The organism is Streptomyces sp. MMG1121 (assembly GCF_001280015.1).
Lineage (GTDB): Bacteria > Actinomycetota > Actinomycetes > Streptomycetales > Streptomycetaceae > Streptomyces.
The window spans coordinates 121,662-141,808 of sequence record NZ_LGDV01000186.1 but is presented as its reverse complement, the minus strand read 5'-3'; the positions used below and the strand labels follow the sequence as shown (position 1 = coordinate 141,808).

19 protein-coding genes and 2 pseudogenes are annotated in these 20,147 nt (G+C 71.8%); 9 read left to right on the top strand and 12 right to left on the bottom strand.

The window, feature by feature from the left end; genetic code table 11:
* Positions 1-21: 21 nt before the first annotated feature.
* Positions 22-1,224 (bottom strand): FAD-dependent monooxygenase, encoded by a 1,203-nt coding sequence (locus ADK64_RS17380; protein ID WP_053659899.1) that lies wholly within the window; start codon positions 1,222-1,224, stop codon positions 22-24.
* Positions 1,225-1,557: 333 nt separating this feature from the next.
* Here ADK64_RS17380 and melC1 point away from each other — a divergent pair, with 333 nt between their 5' ends.
* Both melC1 and melC2 read left to right on the top strand, forming a co-directional pair.
* A complete protein-coding gene (melC1, locus tag ADK64_RS17375; protein ID WP_053659896.1) occupies positions 1,558-1,938 on the top strand; it encodes an apotyrosinase chaperone MelC1 in 381 nt (126 codons plus the stop codon).
* Between the two features lie 35 nt (positions 1,939-1,973).
* Entirely contained in the window at positions 1,974-2,795 is an 822-nt protein-coding gene (melC2, locus tag ADK64_RS17370; protein ID WP_053659894.1) for a tyrosinase MelC2, read from the top strand.
* A gap of 10 nt (positions 2,796-2,805) precedes the next feature.
* Here melC2 and ADK64_RS17365 read toward each other — a convergent pair whose 3' ends face one another.
* Both ADK64_RS17365 and ADK64_RS17360 read right to left on the bottom strand, forming a co-directional pair.
* Positions 2,806-3,507, bottom strand: coding sequence for a ribonuclease H family protein (locus ADK64_RS17365; RefSeq protein ID WP_053659892.1), 702 nt, complete (start codon positions 3,505-3,507; stop codon positions 2,806-2,808).
* Positions 3,508-3,556: 49 nt separating this feature from the next.
* Positions 3,557-4,351 (bottom strand): VOC family protein, encoded by a 795-nt coding sequence (locus tag ADK64_RS17360; protein ID WP_053659890.1) that lies wholly within the window; start codon positions 4,349-4,351, stop codon positions 3,557-3,559.
* 386 nt (positions 4,352-4,737) lie between these two features.
* Here ADK64_RS17360 and ADK64_RS17355 point away from each other — a divergent pair, with 386 nt between their 5' ends.
* From ADK64_RS17355 to ADK64_RS17345, 3 genes are read left to right on the top strand one after another with little or no spacing between them, the layout of a single operon-like run.
* Entirely contained in the window at positions 4,738-6,174 is a 1,437-nt protein-coding gene (locus tag ADK64_RS17355) for a family 2B encapsulin nanocompartment shell protein (protein ID WP_053659888.1), read from the top strand.
* A 16-nt stretch (positions 6,175-6,190) separates the two neighbouring features.
* Positions 6,191-7,243 (top strand): family 2 encapsulin nanocompartment cargo protein terpene cyclase, encoded by a 1,053-nt coding sequence (locus ADK64_RS17350; RefSeq protein ID WP_053659886.1) that lies wholly within the window; start codon positions 6,191-6,193, stop codon positions 7,241-7,243.
* Positions 7,244-7,289: 46 nt separating this feature from the next.
* Complete coding sequence (locus tag ADK64_RS17345) at positions 7,290-8,165, top strand: geranyl diphosphate 2-C-methyltransferase (protein ID WP_053659884.1); 876 nt, start codon at positions 7,290-7,292, stop codon at positions 8,163-8,165.
* Between the two features lie 83 nt (positions 8,166-8,248).
* On the opposite strand, the gene ADK64_RS17340 is transcribed toward ADK64_RS17345, so the two are convergent.
* Positions 8,249-8,731 (bottom strand): VOC family protein, encoded by a 483-nt coding sequence (locus tag ADK64_RS17340; protein WP_053660004.1) that lies wholly within the window; start codon positions 8,729-8,731, stop codon positions 8,249-8,251.
* A 196-nt stretch (positions 8,732-8,927) separates the two neighbouring features.
* On the opposite strand from ADK64_RS17340, the pseudogene ADK64_RS49040 reads away from it, so the two are divergent.
* Positions 8,928-9,032, top strand: a pseudogene (locus ADK64_RS49040) (alpha/beta fold hydrolase); the annotation flags it as partial.
* Positions 9,033-9,045: 13 nt separating this feature from the next.
* On the opposite strand, the gene ADK64_RS17330 reads toward ADK64_RS49040, so the two are convergent.
* From ADK64_RS17330 to ADK64_RS17320, 3 genes and pseudogenes are all read right to left on the bottom strand, one after another.
* Positions 9,046-9,408: a helix-turn-helix domain-containing protein gene (locus ADK64_RS17330; protein WP_053659880.1), complete on the bottom strand. Its 363-nt coding sequence runs from the start codon at positions 9,406-9,408 to the stop codon at positions 9,046-9,048.
* Positions 9,409-9,475: 67 nt separating this feature from the next.
* Positions 9,476-9,928: an ATP-binding protein gene (locus ADK64_RS17325; protein ID WP_053659878.1), complete on the bottom strand. Its 453-nt coding sequence runs from the start codon at positions 9,926-9,928 to the stop codon at positions 9,476-9,478.
* A 348-nt stretch (positions 9,929-10,276) separates the two neighbouring features.
* Positions 10,277-11,485, bottom strand: a pseudogene (locus ADK64_RS17320) (DUF6777 domain-containing protein); the annotation flags it as partial.
* Positions 11,486-11,653: 168 nt separating this feature from the next.
* On the opposite strand from ADK64_RS17320, the gene ADK64_RS17315 reads away from it, so the two are divergent.
* Positions 11,654-12,925, top strand: coding sequence for a streptophobe family protein (locus ADK64_RS17315; protein ID WP_053659876.1), 1,272 nt, complete (start codon positions 11,654-11,656; stop codon positions 12,923-12,925).
* Between the two features lie 36 nt (positions 12,926-12,961).
* Here the strand turns inward: ADK64_RS17315 and ADK64_RS17310 are convergent, their stop codons facing one another.
* The 4 genes from ADK64_RS17310 to ADK64_RS17295 form a co-directional block, all read right to left on the bottom strand.
* On the bottom strand, positions 12,962-13,921 hold the full coding sequence (locus tag ADK64_RS17310; RefSeq protein ID WP_053659874.1) for a serine/threonine-protein kinase: 960 nt from the start codon (positions 13,919-13,921) through the stop codon (positions 12,962-12,964).
* The gene (locus ADK64_RS17305) at positions 13,921-14,472 is read right to left on the bottom strand and encodes a hypothetical protein (RefSeq protein ID WP_053659872.1); all 552 of its coding nucleotides are present in this window, start codon (positions 14,470-14,472) and stop codon (positions 13,921-13,923) included. The genes ADK64_RS17310 and ADK64_RS17305 overlap by 1 nt, the downstream gene beginning before the upstream one ends.
* Before the next feature lie 36 nt (positions 14,473-14,508).
* A complete protein-coding gene (locus tag ADK64_RS17300) occupies positions 14,509-16,848 on the bottom strand; it encodes an FHA domain-containing protein (protein WP_053659870.1) in 2,340 nt (779 codons plus the stop codon).
* Between the two features lie 73 nt (positions 16,849-16,921).
* A complete protein-coding gene (locus ADK64_RS17295; RefSeq protein WP_053659868.1) occupies positions 16,922-17,332 on the bottom strand; it encodes a hypothetical protein in 411 nt (136 codons plus the stop codon).
* A 316-nt stretch (positions 17,333-17,648) separates the two neighbouring features.
* Here ADK64_RS17295 and ADK64_RS17290 point away from each other — a divergent pair, with 316 nt between their 5' ends.
* The gene (locus tag ADK64_RS17290) at positions 17,649-18,032 is read left to right on the top strand and encodes a nuclear transport factor 2 family protein (RefSeq protein WP_053659866.1); all 384 of its coding nucleotides are present in this window, start codon (positions 17,649-17,651) and stop codon (positions 18,030-18,032) included.
* A gap of 83 nt (positions 18,033-18,115) precedes the next feature.
* On the opposite strand, the gene ADK64_RS17285 is transcribed toward ADK64_RS17290, so the two are convergent.
* A complete protein-coding gene (locus ADK64_RS17285) occupies positions 18,116-19,051 on the bottom strand; it encodes an AraC family transcriptional regulator (RefSeq protein ID WP_053659864.1) in 936 nt (311 codons plus the stop codon).
* A 73-nt stretch (positions 19,052-19,124) separates the two neighbouring features.
* Between ADK64_RS17285 and ADK64_RS17280 the strand changes: the two genes are divergently transcribed.
* Positions 19,125-20,135: an oxidoreductase gene (locus ADK64_RS17280; protein ID WP_234384607.1), complete on the top strand. Its 1,011-nt coding sequence runs from the start codon at positions 19,125-19,127 to the stop codon at positions 20,133-20,135.
* Positions 20,136-20,147 lie beyond the last annotated feature (12 nt).

Genomic DNA, 20,147 nt, shown 5'->3' with positions numbered 1-20,147 from the left:
GGCAGGAAGGGAGGAGAGGGACTAGCCGCGACGGGCGGCGGACCGGGTCTGCAGGGTGCGTGCGGCCCGTGGCCCGATCCACCGCTTGAACCGGCGCAGCGCCTCCAGCCGCCCGGCCGCCTTGTCGAGGCCGTAGTACAACTGCGGCGGGACGTACGGCAGCAGCGGTGAGTGGCGCTGGCCGAGCAGGGCGAACATCCGGTGCGGCGGCAGGTCGATGTAGCGGGGCAGGTTCTCGTACCAGCGGGCGCTGTAGCGGGCGGCACTCTGCGCGGACAGCAGCTCGGCCGTGCGGCGGCGCTCGTAGGCGGCGAGGGCCTCGGGCAGGTCGGTGTGCGTGCGCAGGGCTTCGGCGAGGCACATGGCGTCCTCCAGGGCCAGGGTGGTGCCGGCCCCGATGGAGTAGTGCGTGGTGTGGGCCGCGTCCCCGAGCAGCACCACGTTGTCGTGCCGCCAGGCGCGGTTGGTGAGGGTACGGAAGTTCAGCCAGCCGGCGCCGGGGCGGGCGATGAGGGGGTGGCCGTCCAGGACGTCCGCGAAGAGCTTCTCGAGCAGCGCGCCTCCCTCCGCGTCGTCCGCCCGGTCCAGGCCGAGGCCGGTGAAGGTCTCCGGGGAGCATTCGACGACGCAGGTGCTGTGCTCGCCGCTGTATCCGTAGCCGTAGGCCCAGATCCAGCCGTGCGCGGTCTCGGTGAAGGCGAAGGTGAAGGCGTCGAAGACCTTGGTGGTGCCGAGCCAGAGGTAGTGGTTGCGGCCCGAGGTGATCTCGGTGCCGAAGGCTTGGGCGTGCCGGGTGCGCAGGGCGCTGTGCACCCCGTCGGCCGCGACGACGAGGTCGGCACCGGCGGGTGGTCCGGTGAGCTCGCTCTCGTACTCCAGCCGCACGCCGAGCGCGCGGGCCCGGTCGGCGAGCAGGTCGAGCAGCCGGTGGCGGCCGATGCCGAAGCCCTGGTCACCACGGTGACGGGTGGTCAGATCGCGGACGTGGGCGACGCCGTCGCTCCAGCGGACGGAGGCGTCCTCGATCGCCCGCGCCGAGTCGGGGTCGTGCTCCTGGAGCCGGTCGAGGAGGCCGCGCCAGTACGTCACGCCCCAGCCGTACGTCGAGCCCTCGGGGTTGCGCTCGTGGACGGTGATGTCATGGGACGGGTCCTGCCGCTTGAGCAGGATGGCGAGATACAGGCCCGCGGGCCCGCCGCCGGCGCAGACGACCTTCACAAGCACACCCCTGTCAGTCACGGAACGTGGTCGGACGGGACCGCAGGGTAGCAGGGCGGGGGCGCCTCCCGATCGCGTCAGTTTGGCGTGGTGAGCAGCGCCACCCGGACAGACGGAACCCGAGAAGGATCATCGAAAAGGCGGTCGGCACGGCAAGGAATTCCTCGTTCCGGAGAGGATCACCCACCCTCGACAGGAAGATCATCTTCGTTCAACTCTGTACGACATGTTGCCAATTGTCCGGATCGGAGCCAACCGGTTCCGGGCGATTTCTTCCGGCCCCACGGTCCCGGATAGGCATGCGTCACCACCACCGGAACACCTTCCAGGAGATCCCGCATGCCCGACATCAGCCGTCGCCGCGCGCTCACCGCCGCGGCAGCCCTGGCCGCGACGGCCACCGTCGCCACCGTCGTCGCGCCCGCCGCCTCGGCCGCCGATCACGAGCACCCCATGCCCATGCCGGGGACCTTCGACGAGGTCTACAAGGGCCGCCGGATACAGGGCCGCCCGATGAGCGGCGGGGGACACCACCACGAACACGGCGGCGGATTCGAGGTGTTGATCGACGGCGTCCAGCTCCACCTGATGCAGAACGCCGACGGCACCTGGATCAGCGTCATCAGCCACTACGACCCGGTGTCCACCCCGCGCGCCGCCGCCCGGACCGCGGTGGACGAGCTGCAGGGCGCCCCGCTGCTGCCCTTCCCCGCCAACTGACCGCCCCCGCAAGGACATCCGGAGCATCGCGCACCATGACCGTACGCAAGAACCAGGCCACCCTGACCGCCGACGAGAAGAAGCGATTCGTCGACGCCGTCCTCGAACTCAAGCGCAGCGGACGCTACGACGACTTCGTCCGCACGCACAACGAATTCATCATGTCGGACACCGACACCGGTGAGCGGACCGGCCACCGCTCCCCGTCCTTCCTGCCCTGGCACCGCAGATTCCTGCTCGACTTCGAGCAGGCGCTGCAGTCCGTGGACTCCTCGGTCGCCCTCCCGTACTGGGACTGGAGCACCGACCGTACGCCGCGTGCGTCGCTCTGGGCGCCGGACTTCCTCGGCGGCACCGGGCGCAGCTCGGACGGCCGGGTGATGGACGGCCCGTTCGCCGCGGCGGCCGGCAACTGGCCGCTCAGCGTGCGGGTGGACGGCCGTACGTTCCTGCGCCGCTCGCTCGGCACCGCGGTGCGCGAGCTGCCCACGCGCGCGGAGGTGGACTCGGTGCTGTCCATATCGACGTACGACATGGCGCCGTACAACAGCGCCTCGGACGGTTTCCGCAACAACCTGGAGGGGTGGCGCGGGGTCAATCTGCACAACCGGGTCCATGTCTGGGTCGGCGGGCAGATGGCCACCGGGGTCTCCCCCAACGACCCGGTGTTCTGGCTGCACCACGCCTTCGTCGACAAGCTGTGGGCCGAGTGGCAGAGCCGGCACCCGGGCACGGGCTATGTGCCGACCGGCGGCACACCGGACGTCGTCGACCTGGACGAGACGATGAAGCCCTGGAACGACGTGCGCCCGGCGGACCTGCTGGACCACACGAAGTTCTACACCTTCGACAGCTGAGGACCGCTGATCAGGCCTCGGCGGTACGGCACTCCGGGTGGCCCCAGCCCTGCGCGTTCTTGGCGATGGACTCGCCGGCCGCGTAGGAGCGGCCGCACAGGCAGCGGCCGGGGAACTTCGCCTTGATGGTGCGGGCGGACGAGGAGGTCGCCCCGGCGCCGGTGCGGCGGGGCGCCTTCTTGCGCGGGGCGGCCGCCTTCGGGGGGCTGGGCGAGGACGGCGGTTCCGGGGAGCCGAGCGCGCTGCCGGCCCCCTGCTGCACGGAGGCCGCCTGGCTGGCGGCACGGTCGGCGAAGTCGTTCAGCGGGTCGCCGTCGGCCTGGTGGGCCGGCACGTAACGGAACTCCACCGAGCGGCCGTCGAGCAGTTCGTCGATGCGGACGACCAGGTCCTGGTTGGCGACCGGCTTGCCGGCGGCGGTCTTCCAGCCGTTGCGCTTCCAGCCGGGCAGCCAGGTGGTGACGGCCTTCATCGCGTACTGGGAGTCCATACGGATCTCCAGCGGCACATCCGGCTCGATCGCCGCGAGCAGGCGCTCCAGGGCCGTGAGTTCGGCGACGTTGTTGGTGGCCCGGCCGAGCGGGCCGGCCTCCCAGCGGGCCGCGGTCCGCTCGTCGTCGGAGACCACCCACGCCCATCCGGCCGGCCCGGGGTTTCCCTTCGAAGCCCCGTCGCACGCGGCCACCACACGTTCACGCATGCGCACGATCATGCCATGGACACGGGGACGGCCGGTCCGGCGCCCGCACGCGGGCGGCCGGTCAGACGTCCTTGACCGACGGCATCTCCCCTTCGGTGGTCGTGGTGTCGATCACCGAGAAGTTCGCGCCCTGCGGGTCGCTGAGCGCCGCGAACCGGCCGAAGGGACTGCTCATCGGCCCGAAGCGGAGGACACCGCCGAGCTTGACGGCGCGCTCCACCGCCTGGTCGCAGTCGTCGACGTTGAAGTACACGTTGATGTACGACGGCACCTCGGGCGGGAAGTCGTCGGTCATCTTCATCCGGCCGAGGACGGTGTTCTCACCGACCTGGAACAGCCGGAAGTCGATCGCGTGGTCCTCCATCTGCTTCATCCCGTACGGGAAGACGGCGGAGAGGAACGTGTCGGCCTTCTCGGGTTCACGGGTGAAGACCTCGGCCCAGCAGTAGGCGCCCGGCGTCGCGGTCGCCTCGAAGCCCTCGTGGCTGCCGCCCTGCCAGACGCCGAACACCGCTCCGCTGGGCTCCCGGGCCAGACACATGGTGCCGAAGTCACCGACCTGCATCGGCTCCATCAGCACCTCGCCGCCGTTGTCCCGGATCTTCTGCGCGGTGGCGGCGGCGTCCGGCGAGGCGAAGTAGAGGCACCACTGGGACTGGCCCTCCTGGCCGGGCATGGGCGGGACGACGGCCGCCACCGCCTTGCCGTCCACATAGGCCTGTGTGTAGTTGCCGTACTCCGACGACGACTCGCCGAAGGTCCAGCCGAGGACGTCGCCGTAGAAGCGTTTGGCTCCCTCGACGTCGCTGAACATCGCATCCGCCCAGCAGGGCGTTCCCTCGGGTTGCACGGCCATGCTCACGGCCCTCCTGGTGTTATATGTCCTGATCACTCACGCTTTGCCGCCCCGCTGCTCACGCTAGCCACCCCGCCGTCGGCCCGCGCGCCGAGCGGCCGGGGCCGGAGCGGGCCACACCCCGCATCACAGAGAGTGACATTCCGGTGGTCCCGAACGGTCCGGCGCGGCGTGAAACACGGGCACGGAGTCGCGGGACCGGCGCACACCCCGTCCGCGCGCCGCCTGCTTGCCGCGATCGGCATGTTTGCGCTACCCGCACGTGAAGGCGCCCTTTTCACGCCTTACCCGGTGATCATCGAGCCTGTTTGGCTGGTCCGTGCGCAGCACCACCTGGCACACCACCGAACGATCCCGTCACCCCCGTTCCGCCCGCTGGAGGGAATGTGTCCACACCGGACAGCGCCACCGGTTCCGTCATCGAAGAACCCGTCCCCGACCCCGACGGACAGCTCACCAGCCTGAGCACCCGGGCGGCACGCCAGCTCGCCACGACCACCAAGTCCGAACCGCAGATGCAGGCCATCACCTCCCGGTGGCTGCTGAAGTCTCTGCCGTGGGTGGACGTCAAGGGCGGCACCTACCGGGTCAACCGCCGTCTGCAGCTGCGCACCGGACGCGGCCGGGTGCACTTCGAGCACAACGGCGCCGACGACATCCGGGTCATCCCGCACACGCTCACCGAGCTGCCGATCCTGCGCGGCTACCCCGACATCGACGTACTGCGAGAACTCGCCGGCCGCTTCGAGCCCCGCGAGGTGCGCGCCGGTCAGGTGCTGTTCGAGGCCGGCCAGCCCGTGACGGAGGCGTACCTGGTCGTCCACGGCCGGTTCACCCGCTACACCAACGGCAAGTACGGCGACGAGGAGATCACCGGGGTCGTCGCCGCCGGCGACCAGATGGGCGACGAGGCGGTCGGCCAGCCCGACCCGCTGTGGCTGGCCTCGGTGCGGGCCGACACCGCGGGCGTGGTGCTCGCGCTGCCGTGGACCACCGTCCAGGAGGTCACGGGGCGCTCTCCGTCCCTCGCCGCGCATCTGCAGACGTACGCCGAGCAACAGCGCAAGCCGATGAACCGCAAGGGCGAGGCCGAGGTGCCGGTACAGGCCGGCCACACCGGCGAGCCGACCCTGCAAGGCGGCTTCGTGGACTACGAACTCAACCCGCGCGAATACGAGTTGTCACTCACCCAGACCGTACTGCGGGTGCACACCCGTATCGCCGATCTCTACAACCACCCGATGGACCAGACGCAGCAGCAGTTGCGGCTGACCGTCGAGGAGATCCGCGAGCGCCAGGAGTGGGAGCTGGTCAACAATCGCGAGTTCGGCCTTCTGCACAACGTCGACTACGGCCAGCGGATCAGCACCTTCACCGGCCCGCCCACCCCGGACGACATGGACGAGCTGCTGTCCATGCGCCGCAAGACCAAGGTGTTCCTCGCCCATCCGAAGGCGATCGCGGCGTTCTTCCGGCAGTGCAACCGGCGCGGTCTGGTGCCCGGCACCGCGAGCGTTGACGGGCACGAGGTGCCGGCCTGGCGCGGTGTGCCCATCTTCCCGTGCGGCAAGATCCCGATCAGGGACGACCACACGTCCAGCATCATCGCGCTGCGCACCGGCGAGGCCGACCAGGGGGTCGTCGGCCTCTACCAGACGGGCATCCCGGAGGAGTTCCAGCCGGGCCTGAACGTCCGCTTCATGGGCATCAACGAGCAGGCCGTCATCAACTACCTGGTCACGGCCTACTACTCGATGGCCATCCTCGTCCCCGACGCGGCGGGGATCCTGGAGAACGTCCAGCTCGGCCGGACCGCCGACTGACGGCCTGGAGCACGTGATGAGCACACCCACGACCGCCTACACCCTGCCCGGGCCGCCGAACATCGCCCAGGCCCTGCGCCCGGCCCGGCGCACCGGAGTCATCCCCGGACTGCACCACCAGCCGGCCGTACCCGCGGATCCGGAGAAGGCCGCCGAGATCGACCGCCGGCTGGAGACGTGGGCCCGGGAGCTGGATCTGTTCCCCGAGGCCTGGAAGGGCGACTTCTCGGGCTTCCAGTTCGGCCGGGCCGTCGCGCTCCAGCACCCGGGCGCCCTCGACCTGGACCGGGCCACCGTCGCCGGCAAGCTGCTGCTCGCCGAGAACATCGTGGACTCCTGCTACTGCGAGGAGGACGAGGGGCGCGGCGGATCGCGACGCGGCCTCGGCGGCCCGCTGATCATCGCCCAGTCGGCGCTCGACCCCTTCCACGGCGTCCCGGAGGCGGAGGCGGAGTGGCGCGAGGGCATCCAGGGCGACGGCCCGCTGCGCTCGTACCACCACGCCCTCGCGGACTACGCCGCCGTCGCCACGCCCAGCCAGACCGCCCGGTTCGTGCACGACATGGCCAGGCTGCACATGGGTTATCTGGGCGAGGCCGCCTGGATGGAGACCGGGTACATGCCACGGGTCTGGGAGTACCTGGTGATGCGGCAGTTCAATAACTTCCGCCCCTGTCTCTCGCTCGTCGACGCCGTGGACGGCTACGAACTGCCCGAGCAGATCTACGCCCGCCCGGAGATCCAGCGGATCACCGCTCTGGCCTGCAACGCCACGACGGTCATGAACGACCTGTACTCCTTCACCAAGGAGCTGGCGAGCGATCCGGACCACCTCAATCTGCCCCAGGTGGTCGCCGCCAACGACCGGCGCGGGCTGAAGGCCGCCTATCTGAAGTCCGTCGAGATCCACAACCGGATCATGGAGGCCTTCGAGGAGGAATCGGCCGTCCTGTCCGCCACCTCGCCCCTCGTCGAGCGGTACGTCCAGGGCCTGTCCGCCTGGGTCGCCGGCAACCACGAGTGGCACGCCACCAACACCAACCGCTACCACCTGCCCGACTACTGGTAAATCCGCCTCATCGCAACACCGTCATATGTGTCCAGAGGAGACATCGTTGACCACTGCCCCCGCCCGGACCACCTCGGTGCCGGTCCCGACCCAGTCCATCTACCAGAACCGGGTCGCGGCCTACTGGAACGCCGAGGAGAACCCGGTCAACCTCGAACTCGGCAAGATCGACGACCTGTACCACCATCACTACGGCATCGGTGAGGCCGACGGGTCGGTGCTCGACGAGCCGGACGCCGAGCTGCGCAAGGAGCGGATCACCGGCGAGCTGCACCGGCTGGAGCACGCCCAGGCCGAGGTGCTGGCCTCTCACCTCGGTCCGCTGACCCCCGCCGACCGGGTCTTCGACGCCGGCTGCGGGCGCGGCGGCGGCAGCATCGTTGCGAACCTGCGCTACGGCTGCCATTCCGACGGGGTGACGATCTCCGCCAAGCAGGCCGAGTTCGCCAACGAGATGGCCCGCAAGCGGGGCGTCGACGCCAAGGTGCGCTACCACCACCGGAACATGCTGGACACCGGCTTCGAGCAGGGTGCGTACGCGGCCTCGTGGAACAACGAGTCCACGATGTACGTCGAGCTGGACCTGCTCTTCGCCGAGCATGCCCGGCTGCTGCGTCGGGGCGGCCGCTATGTGACGATCACCGGCTGCTACAACGACACCTACGGCCGGGCCTCGCGCGAGGTGTCGCTGATCAACGCGCACTACATCTGCGACATCCACCCGAGGTCGGAGTACTTCCGGGCGATGGCCAAGAACCGGCTGGTGCCGGTCCATGTGGAGGACCTGACCGAAGCGACGATCCCGTACTGGGAACTGCGCAAGCAGGCCGACCACCTGGTGACGGGGGTCGAGGACGCGTTCCTGGACGCCTACCGCAACGGCAGCTTCCAGTATCTGCTGATCGTGGCCGACCGGATCTGAGCCGGGCGGAGCTCCCCCCGTAAACCGGTCGACAGCGCGGGCGAGCGAGGTGCGCCTCGACGCCCCGCTGCTCGACCGGCCGGTCACTCCCCCGCGTACGCCTTCTCCAGGGCGGCGACGTCCAGCTTGCCCATGCTCAGCATGGCCTTGGTGGTGCGGGCCGCCTTCTCCTGGTCCGGGTCGCCCAGCAGCGCGGGCATCCGGTCGTAGACGACCTGCCAGGAGACGCCGAACCGGTCCTTGAGCCAACCGCACGGGCCGGGCTCGCCGCCGTTCTCGGTGAGCCTGGTCCAGTAGTGGTCGATCTCCTGCTGGTCGCCGCAGAGGATCTGGAAGGAGATCGCCTCGTTGAACGTGAACTGCGGGCCGCCGTTGAGTGCGAGGAACTTGTGGCCGTTGGCCGTGAAGTCCACCGTCAGCACCGCGCCGGCCTGACCGGGCCCGGAGTCGGTGTAGCGGGTGACGCGGCCGATGGACGAGTTCTTGAAGACCGACACGTAGAACGCGGCGGCCTCCTCGGCCTGGCCGTCGAACCAGAGACAGGTCATGAAACCGTCGGTGGTCATGAGTACCTCCTGGGCGGGGAACACGGTCATCTGTATCGACCGCTCCGCGCGACGAAACTCATCGGCCCACCCGTCGACGATCCGGATGCTGTCGGTCCCGCAGAGCGACTTGTACGAGCGCCTCGACCGCACCCGCCGGCCCGCCGAGCTGCCCGGCGCGGGCTGGGGGTACGGGGTCCCGGAGGGCTGTCTGTCGCGCTGGACGGAGTTCGACCGGGGCGGGCACTTCGCGGCCATGGAGCAGCCGGACCTGCTGGTCGGCGACGTGCGGGCGTTCTTCCGGCAGCTGCGGCAGAAGTGAGCCGGCCGCCGGGTCAGGCGGCCAGGCAGAGCCCGTGCGAGGGCCGGTGCGGTGCGGCGGCCGGGCGGCGGTGCGTGCTCGTGCGCCGGGACAGCTCGCCGTACGTCAGCGACAGCAGGTCGCCGAGGCCCAGACCGAGGGCGTGCGCGGCGGCCGCGAGCACCTCGGAGGAGGCTTCCTTGCGGCCGCGTTCGATCTCGGACAGATAAGGCAGCGAAATCCGGGCCGCGTCGGCCACGTCCTTCAGGGTGCGCTCCTGCGCCCGCCGTTCGCGGCGCAGCACCTCGCCCACCAGATCGCGCCAGAGGGGCTCCTTGTCCTCGGGCGCCGGGCGCAGCGGGATCACTCGGGCTTCGTTGCTCACCTGGTTGCTCATCCACGTCAGCCTAGGAGCCGTGGGCCGTGGGACAAGGGCGCGGCGTTGCGCCCTGAGGGAAACCGGCTCAGCGCTCGAGTGCGAAGCGGGCGCGCACCCGTTTGCCGACGGGGACGCGCTCCACGGTCACCTCGGTGGCCAGGGCGTCCACGATCTCCAGTCCGTGCCGTCCGACGCGTTCGGGGTCCCTGGGGTAGCGGCGGGGCAGGGCGGAGCTGCTGTCGTACACGCACACCGTGACCGCGCTGTCGGTGCCCTCCAGCTCCAGGATGTAGGGGCCGTTGCTGTGCTGGTCGGCGTTGGTGACCAGCTCGCTGACGAGCAGGAGCAGCTCACCGTCGGCACGGGGGTCCGGGACGGCGCACCATTCGGTCTTCAGCTGTTGCAGGAACCGGGCGGCGAAGGCTCGTGCCTCCGCGATGGAGCCGGGTTCGCCGCTGTAGTGCGCCGCGCGTCGCAGCGGTTCCACGGGTACGTCGAAACCAGTCGATATCACGTCCCCGCCCAGATGCTCGGTCATGCTGTCTCTCTCGAATGCCGGGTCCGGCCGGTCGCCTGTTGCACCAGTCCTGTTACCCCGAGCCGGGCGCGGCAGTCCCCCGAAGCGTTCGCCCAGCGCGCACAGTGGCGATCCTCACCCTGCGGACGAGCCCTGCGACTGCTGCCCGGTGGCGGGCACCGGCGGCGCGCCGGTCGTCCCGGGGGTCACCGCGCCGGGCGCGGAGAGCTCCGTGGACGGGGGCACGGAGAGGCCGGTTTCCTGCTGCGTGGACTTCTCGCTCGACGGAGGTCCCAGGGACGGCGACGAGGGCCCGGCGGCGGAGGGTCCGCTCGAGGGCGACTCGGCCGACGGGGACTTGCCCGAGGACGACACGTCCGGCTTCGGCCCCGACGACGAGGACGACGGTGGCGAGGATGCCGGCGCCGAAGAAGACGGTGAGGTCGAGGAGGTCGGTGATGACGCGGCGGAGGAGGGAGAGGCCGAGGACGAGGACGGTGCCGAGGACGACGGGGACGTGCTCGACGACGTGGAGGGAGAGGCCGAGGACGAGGGGGACGTGCTCGACGGGGACGACGTCGACGGGCTCGGCTTGCCCGGCGTGGACGGGCAGTGCTTCGACCCGGGCGGGCACGACGGGGGCTGGGGCGGAGTCCAGGGGTGGGGGTCCTTCGGCGGCTTGGCATGCTCGTCGTGCCGCCAGCCCTGGTCGCCGTGCGGGCGGTGGATCCAGTCGTTGCGGTGGGGGTCGTAGAGCACGAAGACGTTGATGACCGTCGGCGCGGGCGTGACGACGACCACGCTCGAGGGCTTGTACGACGGCCAGCGGGGGCCCACCAGTTTGGGCGTGTTCTTCTGGGCGACCGGCGAGGCCAGCGGGTTGCCGCAGGCGCAGCGCAACCGGGGCACGCCGTGGCTGTCGACCAGCACGGCGGTGCCCGCCTGGAGCACGGACTGGTAGCTGACGGCGGCGCCGTCGCGGTAGCCGTGGTTGGTGACGCGCGTGTCGACGCGCAGCTGGACCGGGGTGAGCGAGCGCAGGTAGGCGGGTACGCCGGACGGCTGGACACCGGCCGCGGAGGCGAACGCCCTGGTCTTGGCCTGGTCCGCCTCGAGCGCCTTGACCTGCTGCTCCACATCGCAGGCGGCGACCTTCCGGGTGCCGCTGTACAGGCCGGGTGCCCCGCCCTGCACGCCCTGCACGGCGTTGGCCGTGCCCGCGGGCGCGGCGGAGGCGGAGGGGGGCGGCGGAGCGGAACTCAGCTTGGCCGTCGACTCCGTGAAGGGGTCCTGGCCGGCACTGGCGGCGGACTGCAGGAAGACCTCACCGCCCTTGGCGGACGAGCCGCCGCCCGAACGGGTGAAGACGACGGCGAGCACCACGGCGGCGACCACGACGGCGCAGAGGGCGCCCATGCGCGGTACGGACTTCCACCACGGCCCGTGCGGCCCCTTGGGCCCGGTGCCACCGCCCGGCGGCTCCGCGGGTGGCGGTCCGGAGGGCGGCTGGGACGGGCCCGACAGGGGGCCTGAGGGCGGCCCGCTGGGGCGGCCGGATGACGGAGGTTCGACGCTCACGGGCACTTCCTCCCGTCGCGATGCGCGGCTTTGGGCAGTCACGTTCGGTTTAGTGCATATGGCTGCACATTGACCCCATTGTGTGTCGCACTGCGACGAACCTCGCAAGCCGACGCGGACGGCCCACCCGGCGGGCGCGGCTCCCGGCCGCTGCTTAGCGTGGCAGGCGTGAGCCCTCCGACCGTCATCGCGCGGCCCGCCACCCGCCACGGCTGGGCACAGGCCGTGGGCACGGTACTGACCGGGCTGGCCGCCATGATCCTGGTGGCGGCGCTGGGGCTGTGGGCGGCCGGCGCGGCGGATCTGCCGGACGGCGCGTTCCCGAGGGTGGTGGTCGCGACCCTGGCCACGGCGGTCGGCGGCAGCGTGGAACTGTCCGGCAACGCGGGGGTGCTCGCACAGAGCCGGGCCGGCCTCACCGTGATCCCGTTGTCGGTGACGCTCGTCGGTGCCCTGGTGATCGGGGCGGGCTTCCTGCGTCCGCTGCGGCACCGGGCGGTGGCCTCGGCCGCGGAACTGGCCGGCTGGGCCGCCCGGCTCGCGGCGCTGTGGCTGCTCGTACTGATCGGCCTGGCCCTCGGTGCCCGGCAGAGCTTCGCGGTCGACGTGGGCAGCGGCACCCTCAGCGATCTGACCGGGCTGTTCGACGTCGCGCCGAGGGTCGGGTTCACCACGGACGTGCCGCTGACCGTGCTGTTCGGACTGCTGTGGCTGGCCGGGGTGCTGCTGCTGGCGGTGCTGGTCGCGCGCGGGGCTCCGCTGCCGGGGCGGCTGCTGCGCTTGCAGGACTCGGTGCGCCCGGCGGCCCACGCGATGGTCGTCCTGCTCCTCGCCTACGTCGTCGTCGGCCTCGTCACCGCGCTGATCACGGCGGCCACCCGCGGGCACGCCCCCGCGACGTTCGCGCTGATCCTGCTGGGTCTGCCCAACCTCGCGTGGCTGGCCCTCACCATCGGCCTCGGCGCGACCTGGAACGGCCGCGTGGACGGTCCGTTCGGCCTGCCGATGCCCCATGTCCTGGACGTACTGCTGCGCACCCGGGACGTCTCCGCGCTGAATCTGCGCTCGCTCACCGGCTACGACGGCCGCTGGTGGTGGCTGGCGGTCCTGGACGCGCTCCTGCTGCTCGCCGTGGCCTTCCGGATGGCAGCCCGTTCACCGGCCCGGATCCGGCTGTGGCAGCACGCCGTGCACCTGGCGGTGGCGCTGGCGCTGACCGTGCTCATGATCTGTCTGACCGGGCGGCTCTCGGCGCACTACGGTCTGTCCCTGCTCGGCATCGGCGACCTGGGCGGCGGGCTGTCCGGCGAGCTGTTCCTCGAACCCCGGCTCTGGCAGGCGGTGGGCCTGGGCGCGCTGTGGGGACTGGTCGCCGGGCTGCTCGGCGGACTGCTGGCGCTGCCGGTGCGCCGGGGTTCCGCTCCGCCGGAAGGGCCGTGAGGTGTCCGCCGTCGTTCGTCCGGCGCGTGCCCGCGTTCAGTCAGGGAACACCGGGCCGGCCCAGTGCGGAGGCCTCGGGGTCCCGGTCGCCGAGGGGCCGGCGGCCGGCGTGGCGGTGGGTGTCGCCATCGTGGCCCGCAGTGCGGCGACGAAGGCGAGGCAGGTGTCGTAGCGGTCGTCCGGGCTCTTGGCGAGGGCTCTCGCGAAGACGGGGTCGACGGCCGGGGCGAGACCGGGGCGGCCCGCGCTCGGCGGGGGTGGTTCGTCGTACTGGTGGGCCCAGAGCAGGGCCATGTCGTCGTCGCGCTGGAAGGGCGGGCGGCCGACAAGGGTCTCGTAGACGACGCAGGCCAGCCCGTAGACGTCGCAGCGGCCGTCGACCGGGCGGCCGGAGATCTGCTCGGGTGCCACGTAGTCGAGGGTGCCGACGAACTGGCCCACGCTGGTGAAGCCGGTCAGGGACAGGGACTTCTTGGTCAGCCCGAAGTCGGTGAGGTACACGTGCTCGGGGTGGTCGCTGTCGGTGCCCTCGGCGACCAGGATGTTGCCGGGCTTGACGTCCCGGTGGACCAGCCCGTGCTCGTGGGCGGCGTCGAGCGCGGAGGCCACCTGCGCGGCGATGCGGACGGCGTCCGGCAGCGGCAGTGCCCCGCGCTCATCCAGCAGATGGCGCAGGTCTCGGCCGGAGACGTACCGCATGGCGATGTAGAGGACCCCGTCCGTCTCTCCGGCGTCGAAGACCGGCACGATGTGCGGGTGGTCGATCGCGGCGGCCACTTGGGACTCGTGGGTGAAGCGATGCCGGAAGGTGTCGTTGCGGGCGAGTTCGGGCGCGAGCAGCTTGAGGGCGACCGTGCGGTCCAGGCGCAGGTCGCGGGCGCGGAATACGACGGCCATGCCGCCACGCCCGACCTCGCTCTCGACCAGGTAGTTCGCCACCGTCCGTCCGACCAGTTCGGAGGGCCGGCCGGAGAACAGGCTGGTCTCGCCCGCCATCAGGGCTCACCTTCGGGCGCCACCAGCCGGGTCGGGGCGTGCCCGGTGTCCTCCGCGCCACCGACCGCGCGGTCGGTGGCGTAGGTGGTCAGCCGTCGTCCGTCGCCGTACACCCAGCGGCTCTCCTCGGGGTCGTACAGCCACACGGACTCCCCGTCGACGACGACCCCGATCCTGAGGTCCCTGGTGCGGTCCGCGAACTCCTCGCCGTCGAGGCCGCCGGCCGCCAGTTCCTCCACCGCGGACCGGTAGTCGGCCAGGGCCTCGGCGGCGCGGGCCAGCAGGGGCCCGGGATCGGCGGTGCCGGCCGGGCCCTCGGCGGCGGGCGGGTCCTCCGGTACGGCGACGAGGTGGCGGCCGTCGACCCAGGCGGCCCAGCCGTTGGCGCACCGGATGTGCCCCCAGTCGCCGCGCCGCTCCACGAGCTGGACCGGCAGCAGCGGGTCGAGGGGCACGGTGGGCCGGGCCGGGTCGGGGGTCTCCCAGGCGGGCATGCCGCGGGGCGGGACGACGTGCGTGGGCCGGAATCCGGGACCGGTCGCTCTGCTCATCGGCTCGCCTGCTTCCGCGTCTGGGTCATGGTTCCCTCACTTCCGCATCACGGCCGGCTCGTGCCGGCGCAGCAGCCGGGCGACCGCCAGTCCGTAGAGGACGGACAGCACCAGCAGCATGGCCATGTCGAGCAGCCAGACGCCCGTCGCGTGCCGGAAGAGGGGGTCGCTGCTCAGCTCGCCGGGCACGATCCGGGACAGCCCGACCGTGCCGGCCATGGCGCCGAGCGCCCAGCGGGAGGGCACGAGCCAGGACAGCTGCTCCAGGCCGGGCACACCGTGCAGGGGCAGCAGGGCTCCGCAGAAGACGACCTGGACGATGGCGAGCAGCACCAGCAGCGGCATGGTCACCTCCTCCTTGTGCACCAGCGCCGAGACGAGCAGGCCGAGCATCATGGCGGTGAACGCCAGCAGGGCGACGGCCAGGGTGATCTCGGCCAGGGGAGCCAGGAGGACGCCCTTGTCGCCGGGGGTGTTGAGGTCCACGCCGAGCAGGGCGACCAGGGTGAGGACGACGGCCTGGGCGACGGTGATCGTGCCGAGCACCACGACCTTGGACATCAGGTACGCGGATCTGGGCAGGCCGACGGCCCGTTCGCGCCGGTAGACGGCGCGTTCCTTGACGAGTTCGCGCACCGCGTTCGCCGCTCCGGTCAGTACGGCGCCGACGCACAGGATGAGCAGCGCGTTCATGGCGGTGTCCTGGGTGAGGCGGCCGCCGGCCAGGGCGCGGGCCATGGCGCCCATGACGAACGGCAGGGCGACCATGACGAGCAGGAAGGTGCGGTCGGCGCTCAGGACGGTCGTGTAGCGGCGGGCCAGGGTGACGAACTGGGCGCCCCAGCCGCGCGGGCGGGGCGGCGGGGCCGGGGGGACGGGGGCCGGGCCGAGGTGGCGGGGCTGGGTGGTGGCCTCGGTGACGTAGTGCCGGTGGAACGGCGAGGCGCGGTACTCCCCGGCCCAGTCGCGGTCCGGATCGCGTTCGAAGGCCTCGAAGGCCTCGGGCCACTGCCGGAAGCCGAGGAAGGCGAGGGCGTCGCCGGGCGGTCCGTAGTAGCCCACCTTGCCGCCCGGGGCCAGCACCAGGAGGCGGTCGCAGACGCCGAGGCTGAGCACGCTGTGGGTGACCACGACGACCGTGTGGCCGTCGTCGGCGAGGCCGCGCAGCATGGTCATCACCGATCGGTCCATGCCGGGGTCGAGCCCGGAGGTCGGTTCGTCGAGGAAGAGCAACGACGGTTTGGTGAGCAGCTCCAGGGCCACGCTGACGCGTTTGCGCTGACCGCCGGAGAGGCTGTGTACGCTCTGGCCGGCTCGCTCGGCCAGGCCCAGTTCCCGGATGACCTCGTCCACCCGGGCCTGCCGCTCGGCCGGGTCGGTGTCCTCGGGGAAGCGCAGCTCGGCGGCGTAGGTGAGGGCGGCGCGCACGGTGAGCTGGGGGTGCAGGATGTCGTCCTGCGGGACCAGGCCGATGCGCTGGCGCAGTTCGGCGTAGTCGCGGTAGAGGTCGCGGCCGTCGTACAGGACGGTGCCACGGTCGGCGGGCCGCTGTCCGGTCAGGGCGTTCAGCAGCGTGGACTTGCCGGCGCCGCTCGGTCCGACGACCGCGAGCAGGCATTTCTCCCCCACCGGGAAGGACACGTCGTCGAGGAGCACCGTGCGGCCGGCGTCGACGGCGACGGTGAGGTCCTGGACGTCGAGGGAGACCTCGCCGGTGTCGACGTACTCCTGGAGTTCCTCGCCGACCAGGCAGAACGCGGAGTGCCCGATGCCGATTACGTCGCCGGGGCCGACGGCGGCGCGGGTGACGGGCCGGCCGTTGAGGTAGGTGCCGTTGTGGCTGCCGAGGTCGGCGATCTCGTGCGTGCCGTCGGGGTGGGCGCGCAGTTCGGCGTGGCGGCGGGAGACGATCAGATCGTCCACCACGAGGTCGTTGTCGGGTGCGCGGCCGATGCTGACGGTGCGCAGGGGCAGCGGGTGGACGCTGGTGGGGCGGCGGAAGGTGCCGGTGGGCTGGGGCGGTGACGCCGCGCGGGGGCGGTGGGGGGCGGTTTCCGGGGCGCCGGCCGGTACCGCGCGGGGGCCGTCGGCGGGGTTGCCGAAGCGGATCTCGCTGCCGGGACGGACGCTCCATTCCTCGATCCGGCGGCCGTCGGCGTAGGTGCCGTTGGTGCTGTGCTGGTCCGCCAGGGTCCAGTGATCGTGGTCGCAGCGCAGGACGGCGTGGTGCCATGAGACCCGGGCATCGTCGAAGACGATGTCGCTCAACGGGTCACGTCCGACGTGGTAGTCACGGCCCGGGCTCATCACCGTGGAGCCCGCGTCGGTCTCCAGGACGAGTTCGGGCGCCGTCGGGGCGACCCACCGCTCCGCCATGGTCAGAATTGTACCGATTCGTTCATCAGTGCGCCGTTCCGAGGGTGGGCGGGCCGACGCGCACGGACACGTGTCAGGCGACGGGTACGACGAGGACGGGCAGGGTGCGCTGCATCCGGAGGGCGTCGACGGACTCGGCGAGCAGTTCGTACTCGGTGGTGTCGTCACGGGCGGCGATCCGCACCAGCCGGCCGCCCGCCAGTTCGTCGGCCACCAGCTCCTGCCGGACGTCGTCGGCACACCAGGCACGCAGCAGGGAGGGGACGTCGGCGACCGTCTCGGCGACCGGCACCAGCGCGCCCCCGGGGAAGGCGGGGTCCTGCGGACTGGGGTCGAGCCGCTCGGCGATCCAGGACGCCCGGTCCCGTAACCACCACAGGGCCAGGGCCAGCGTGGGCGCGCGATAGGTGCCGAGCGGTACTCCGATGCGCCGGCCGTCGCACATGCCGTACGCGGTGACATGGCACAGGAATTCGTCGTGCACGTCTCACTCCCCCGTCGCCTCGCTGGTGTGCCGGCCGAGACCTCGGTTCCCGTGCGGCTCCTGTGCGGTGAAGTGCCCCTGACGTTCGAGTATCGCCTCTCCCGAAACACTGTCACCATGACTTTCCGGCCAGCCTGTTGGCATATTCGATGCCCGTTTACGACCGAAATGCACCAGGGTGGAGGAGCCCCCGGCATTACCGGGGAGGTAATCGACCCGCCCCGCGGGCCTGCGGCATGGTGGTCACACCGGATCGAACAAGCTCCTCGATCCGGGCCCGACCAGCAGATACGACCTCGATGGAGGCTGATTCGCCATGTCCGTGAACACCGACCGTTACGAGAGCGCCGCCGCCCGTTACTTCGAGGCCTGGAACGCCACCGAGCCGGAAGCGCTGAAGAAGGCGGTCGCCGCCGCGTGGACCGTGGACGGCGGTTACACCGACCCGCTCGCCGACGTCCGCGGCCACGAGGGTGTGGCCGCCGTGATCGCCGCGGCCCACGAGCAGTTCCCCGGGTTCGTCTTCCGCCCGCTCGGCACGGTGGACGGCCACCACGACACCGCGCGCTTCGGCTGGGAGCTGGTGAGCGAGGCCGACAGTTCGGCGCCGGTCGCCGGGTTCGACGTGGTCACCCTGGACGCCGAGGGCCGTATCCGGCAGGTCCTGGGCTTCCTGGACCGGGTGCCGGCGGGTGCCTGACACCCACCGGCCCGTGACGGGTCCGCCCCGTGCGCAGGTCAGCCGCGGTGCGCGAGCGCCCGGAGCGCACCGCGCGGGGCGGCTCAGCTCCTGGCCGTCTCCCGGTAGCGGCGGGGCGCCACGCCGACGGTGCGTTTGAAGGCGTTGCTGAAGGCGCTCTCGGAGCCGTACCCGACCGAGCGGGCCAGTGCCGCCACCGGGACGGCGTCCTCCCTGAGGGCACGGGCGGCCAGGCTCATGCGCCAGTTCTGCAGATACGTCAGCGGCGGCACTCCCGCGGCCTGGCGGAAGCGGACGGCGAAGGTGGTCCGGGACATCGCGGCGGCCGCGGCCAGCTCGGCGAGGCGCCAGGGGTGGGCCGGGTCGGCGTGCATCAGGCGCAGGGCCGGGGCCAGCCGCTCGTCCGCCAGGGCCCGCAGCCAGCCGGGCGGCAGACCTCCCCCGGAGGGGGTACTCCCGGCCTCGCCGAGGCAGGCCCGCAGCACCTGGACGAACATCAGCTGGGCCAGGTGGTCCGAGGAGAAGGCGGAGCCGGCCCGGCCGGCCGCCATCTCCGCCATGAGCTGCCGGGTGAGCCAGCGCAGCACCGGCGCCTCGGCGGCCGTGGAGCGCACGTGGATCAGCTCGGGCAGGGCCCGGCGCAGCAGATCGCCACTGTCCCGGCTGAGGTCGATGTGCCCGGAGACGCACACCACGTCCTCGCCCTCGCCGAGCGTCCCCATACGGGTGAGCGGATCCACGGTGACGTCCGCCGGTTCGACCGGCACCAGTCCGGGCTCGCTGCACAGGACGTACGACCGCCGCCCGTCGGAGACGACGACGTCGCCCTCGGACAGGGCGACGGGTTCGGCGCCGTCCTCGGCGACGAGCAGACAGCCGCCCCGCGCCACGACGTTCACCTTCAGCCTGTCGCGCCCCCGCAGGCGGATCGCCCAGCGGCCGCCGGCCGTGAAACCGCCGGAGAACACCCCGCGCGCGTCCGCCACGGCGAGGGCGTCGGAGAGAGGATCGCCGGACATGCTCGAACTATCACGCAAGTAGCGCGCACGTTCAAGCATTCATCGTCCGGATCGGCGGATCTACGGTGGTCGCATGGCACACAGCGAGGAAACACCCGTCATGGCCACCCCACAGCAGCCCCTGCACTCCGGCTTCGATGCCGCGTCCACCGCCGAGGAGGTGATCAGGGGCATCGACCTGACCGGCAGGGTGGCGATCGTCACCGGCGGCTCCTCGGGCATCGGCCTGGAGACCGCCCGCGTTCTCCGGGCGGCCGGCGCCGAGGTCGTCGTACCGGCCCGGGACCCGGAGCGTGCCCGCGCCGCGCTGAAGGAGGTCGACTGCGTCGAGGTCGAGCCGATGGACCTGATCGACCCGGCGTCCGTCGACGCCTTCGCCGGGACGTTCCTGGCCTGCGGGCGTCCGTTGCACATCCTCGTGAACAACGCGGGGATCATGGCGACCCCGCTGCGGCGGGACACGCGGGGCTACGAGGCGCAGTTCGCCACGAACCACCTCGGGCACTTCCAGCTCGTGAAACGGCTGTGGCCCGCCCTGGTGGCGGCCCGCGGGGCGCGCGTGGTCTCGGTGTCCTCGCGGGGCATCCGCTTCTCGCCCGTCGTCTTCGACGATCTGCACTTCGAACACCGGGCCTACGAGCCGTTCCTCGCTTACGGGCAGTCCAAGACGGCCAACGCGCTGTTCGCCGTGGAACTGGACCGGCGGGGCCGGGCGGAGGGTGTGCGGGCGTTCTCCGTGCACCCCGGCCAGATCGTCGACACCGGTCTCGCCAAGTACCTCTCCGAGGAGACCCTGAGGGCGGCCGGCGCCGTCGACGCGGAGGGCCGCCCGGTGCGCGATCCCGCCCGGCAGCAGAAGACCGTCGCCCAGGGAGCGGCGACCAGCGTGTGGTGCGCCACCAGTGCTCGGCTCGACGCACTGGGCGGTGTCTACTGCGAGAACTGCGACATCAGCCCGGTGGTGGCCGCCGAGGACGAGGCCGCGTGGTACGCGGAGGCGGGGCGGCCCGGGGTGCTGCCGCACGCGGTCGACCCGCGGGCCGCGGCCCGGCTGTGGGAGGTGAGCGAGCGGCTCACCTCCTGACCGCGGCTCACG

Excerpts from the sequence above, each read along its gene's own strand:
- melC1 (WP_053659896.1), top strand. The coding sequence starts at position 1,558 with ATGCCCGACATCAGCCGTCGCCGCGCGCTCACCGCCGCGGCAGCCCTG.
- melC2 (WP_053659894.1), top strand. The coding sequence starts at position 1,974 with ATGACCGTACGCAAGAACCAGGCCACCCTGACCGCCGACGAGAAGAAG.
- ADK64_RS17365 (WP_053659892.1), bottom strand. The coding sequence starts at position 3,507 with ATGATCGTGCGCATGCGTGAACGTGTGGTGGCCGCGTGCGACGGGGCT.
- ADK64_RS17360 (WP_053659890.1), bottom strand. The coding sequence starts at position 4,351 with ATGGCCGTGCAACCCGAGGGAACGCCCTGCTGGGCGGATGCGATGTTC.
- ADK64_RS17350 (WP_053659886.1), top strand. The coding sequence starts at position 6,191 with ATGAGCACACCCACGACCGCCTACACCCTGCCCGGGCCGCCGAACATC.
- ADK64_RS17340 (WP_053660004.1), bottom strand. The coding sequence starts at position 8,731 with ATGACCACCGACGGTTTCATGACCTGTCTCTGGTTCGACGGCCAGGCC.
- ADK64_RS17330 (WP_053659880.1), bottom strand. The coding sequence starts at position 9,408 with ATGAGCAACCAGGTGAGCAACGAAGCCCGAGTGATCCCGCTGCGCCCG.
- ADK64_RS17325 (WP_053659878.1), bottom strand. The coding sequence starts at position 9,928 with ATGACCGAGCATCTGGGCGGGGACGTGATATCGACTGGTTTCGACGTA.
- ADK64_RS17310 (WP_053659874.1), bottom strand. The coding sequence starts at position 13,921 with ATGGCGGGCGAGACCAGCCTGTTCTCCGGCCGGCCCTCCGAACTGGTC.
- ADK64_RS17305 (WP_053659872.1), bottom strand. The coding sequence starts at position 14,472 with ATGAGCAGAGCGACCGGTCCCGGATTCCGGCCCACGCACGTCGTCCCG.
- ADK64_RS17300 (WP_053659870.1), bottom strand. The coding sequence starts at position 16,848 with ATGGCGGAGCGGTGGGTCGCCCCGACGGCGCCCGAACTCGTCCTGGAG.
- ADK64_RS17290 (WP_053659866.1), top strand. The coding sequence starts at position 17,649 with ATGTCCGTGAACACCGACCGTTACGAGAGCGCCGCCGCCCGTTACTTC.
- ADK64_RS17285 (WP_053659864.1), bottom strand. The coding sequence starts at position 19,051 with ATGTCCGGCGATCCTCTCTCCGACGCCCTCGCCGTGGCGGACGCGCGC.
- ADK64_RS17280 (WP_234384607.1), top strand. The coding sequence starts at position 19,125 with ATGGCACACAGCGAGGAAACACCCGTCATGGCCACCCCACAGCAGCCC.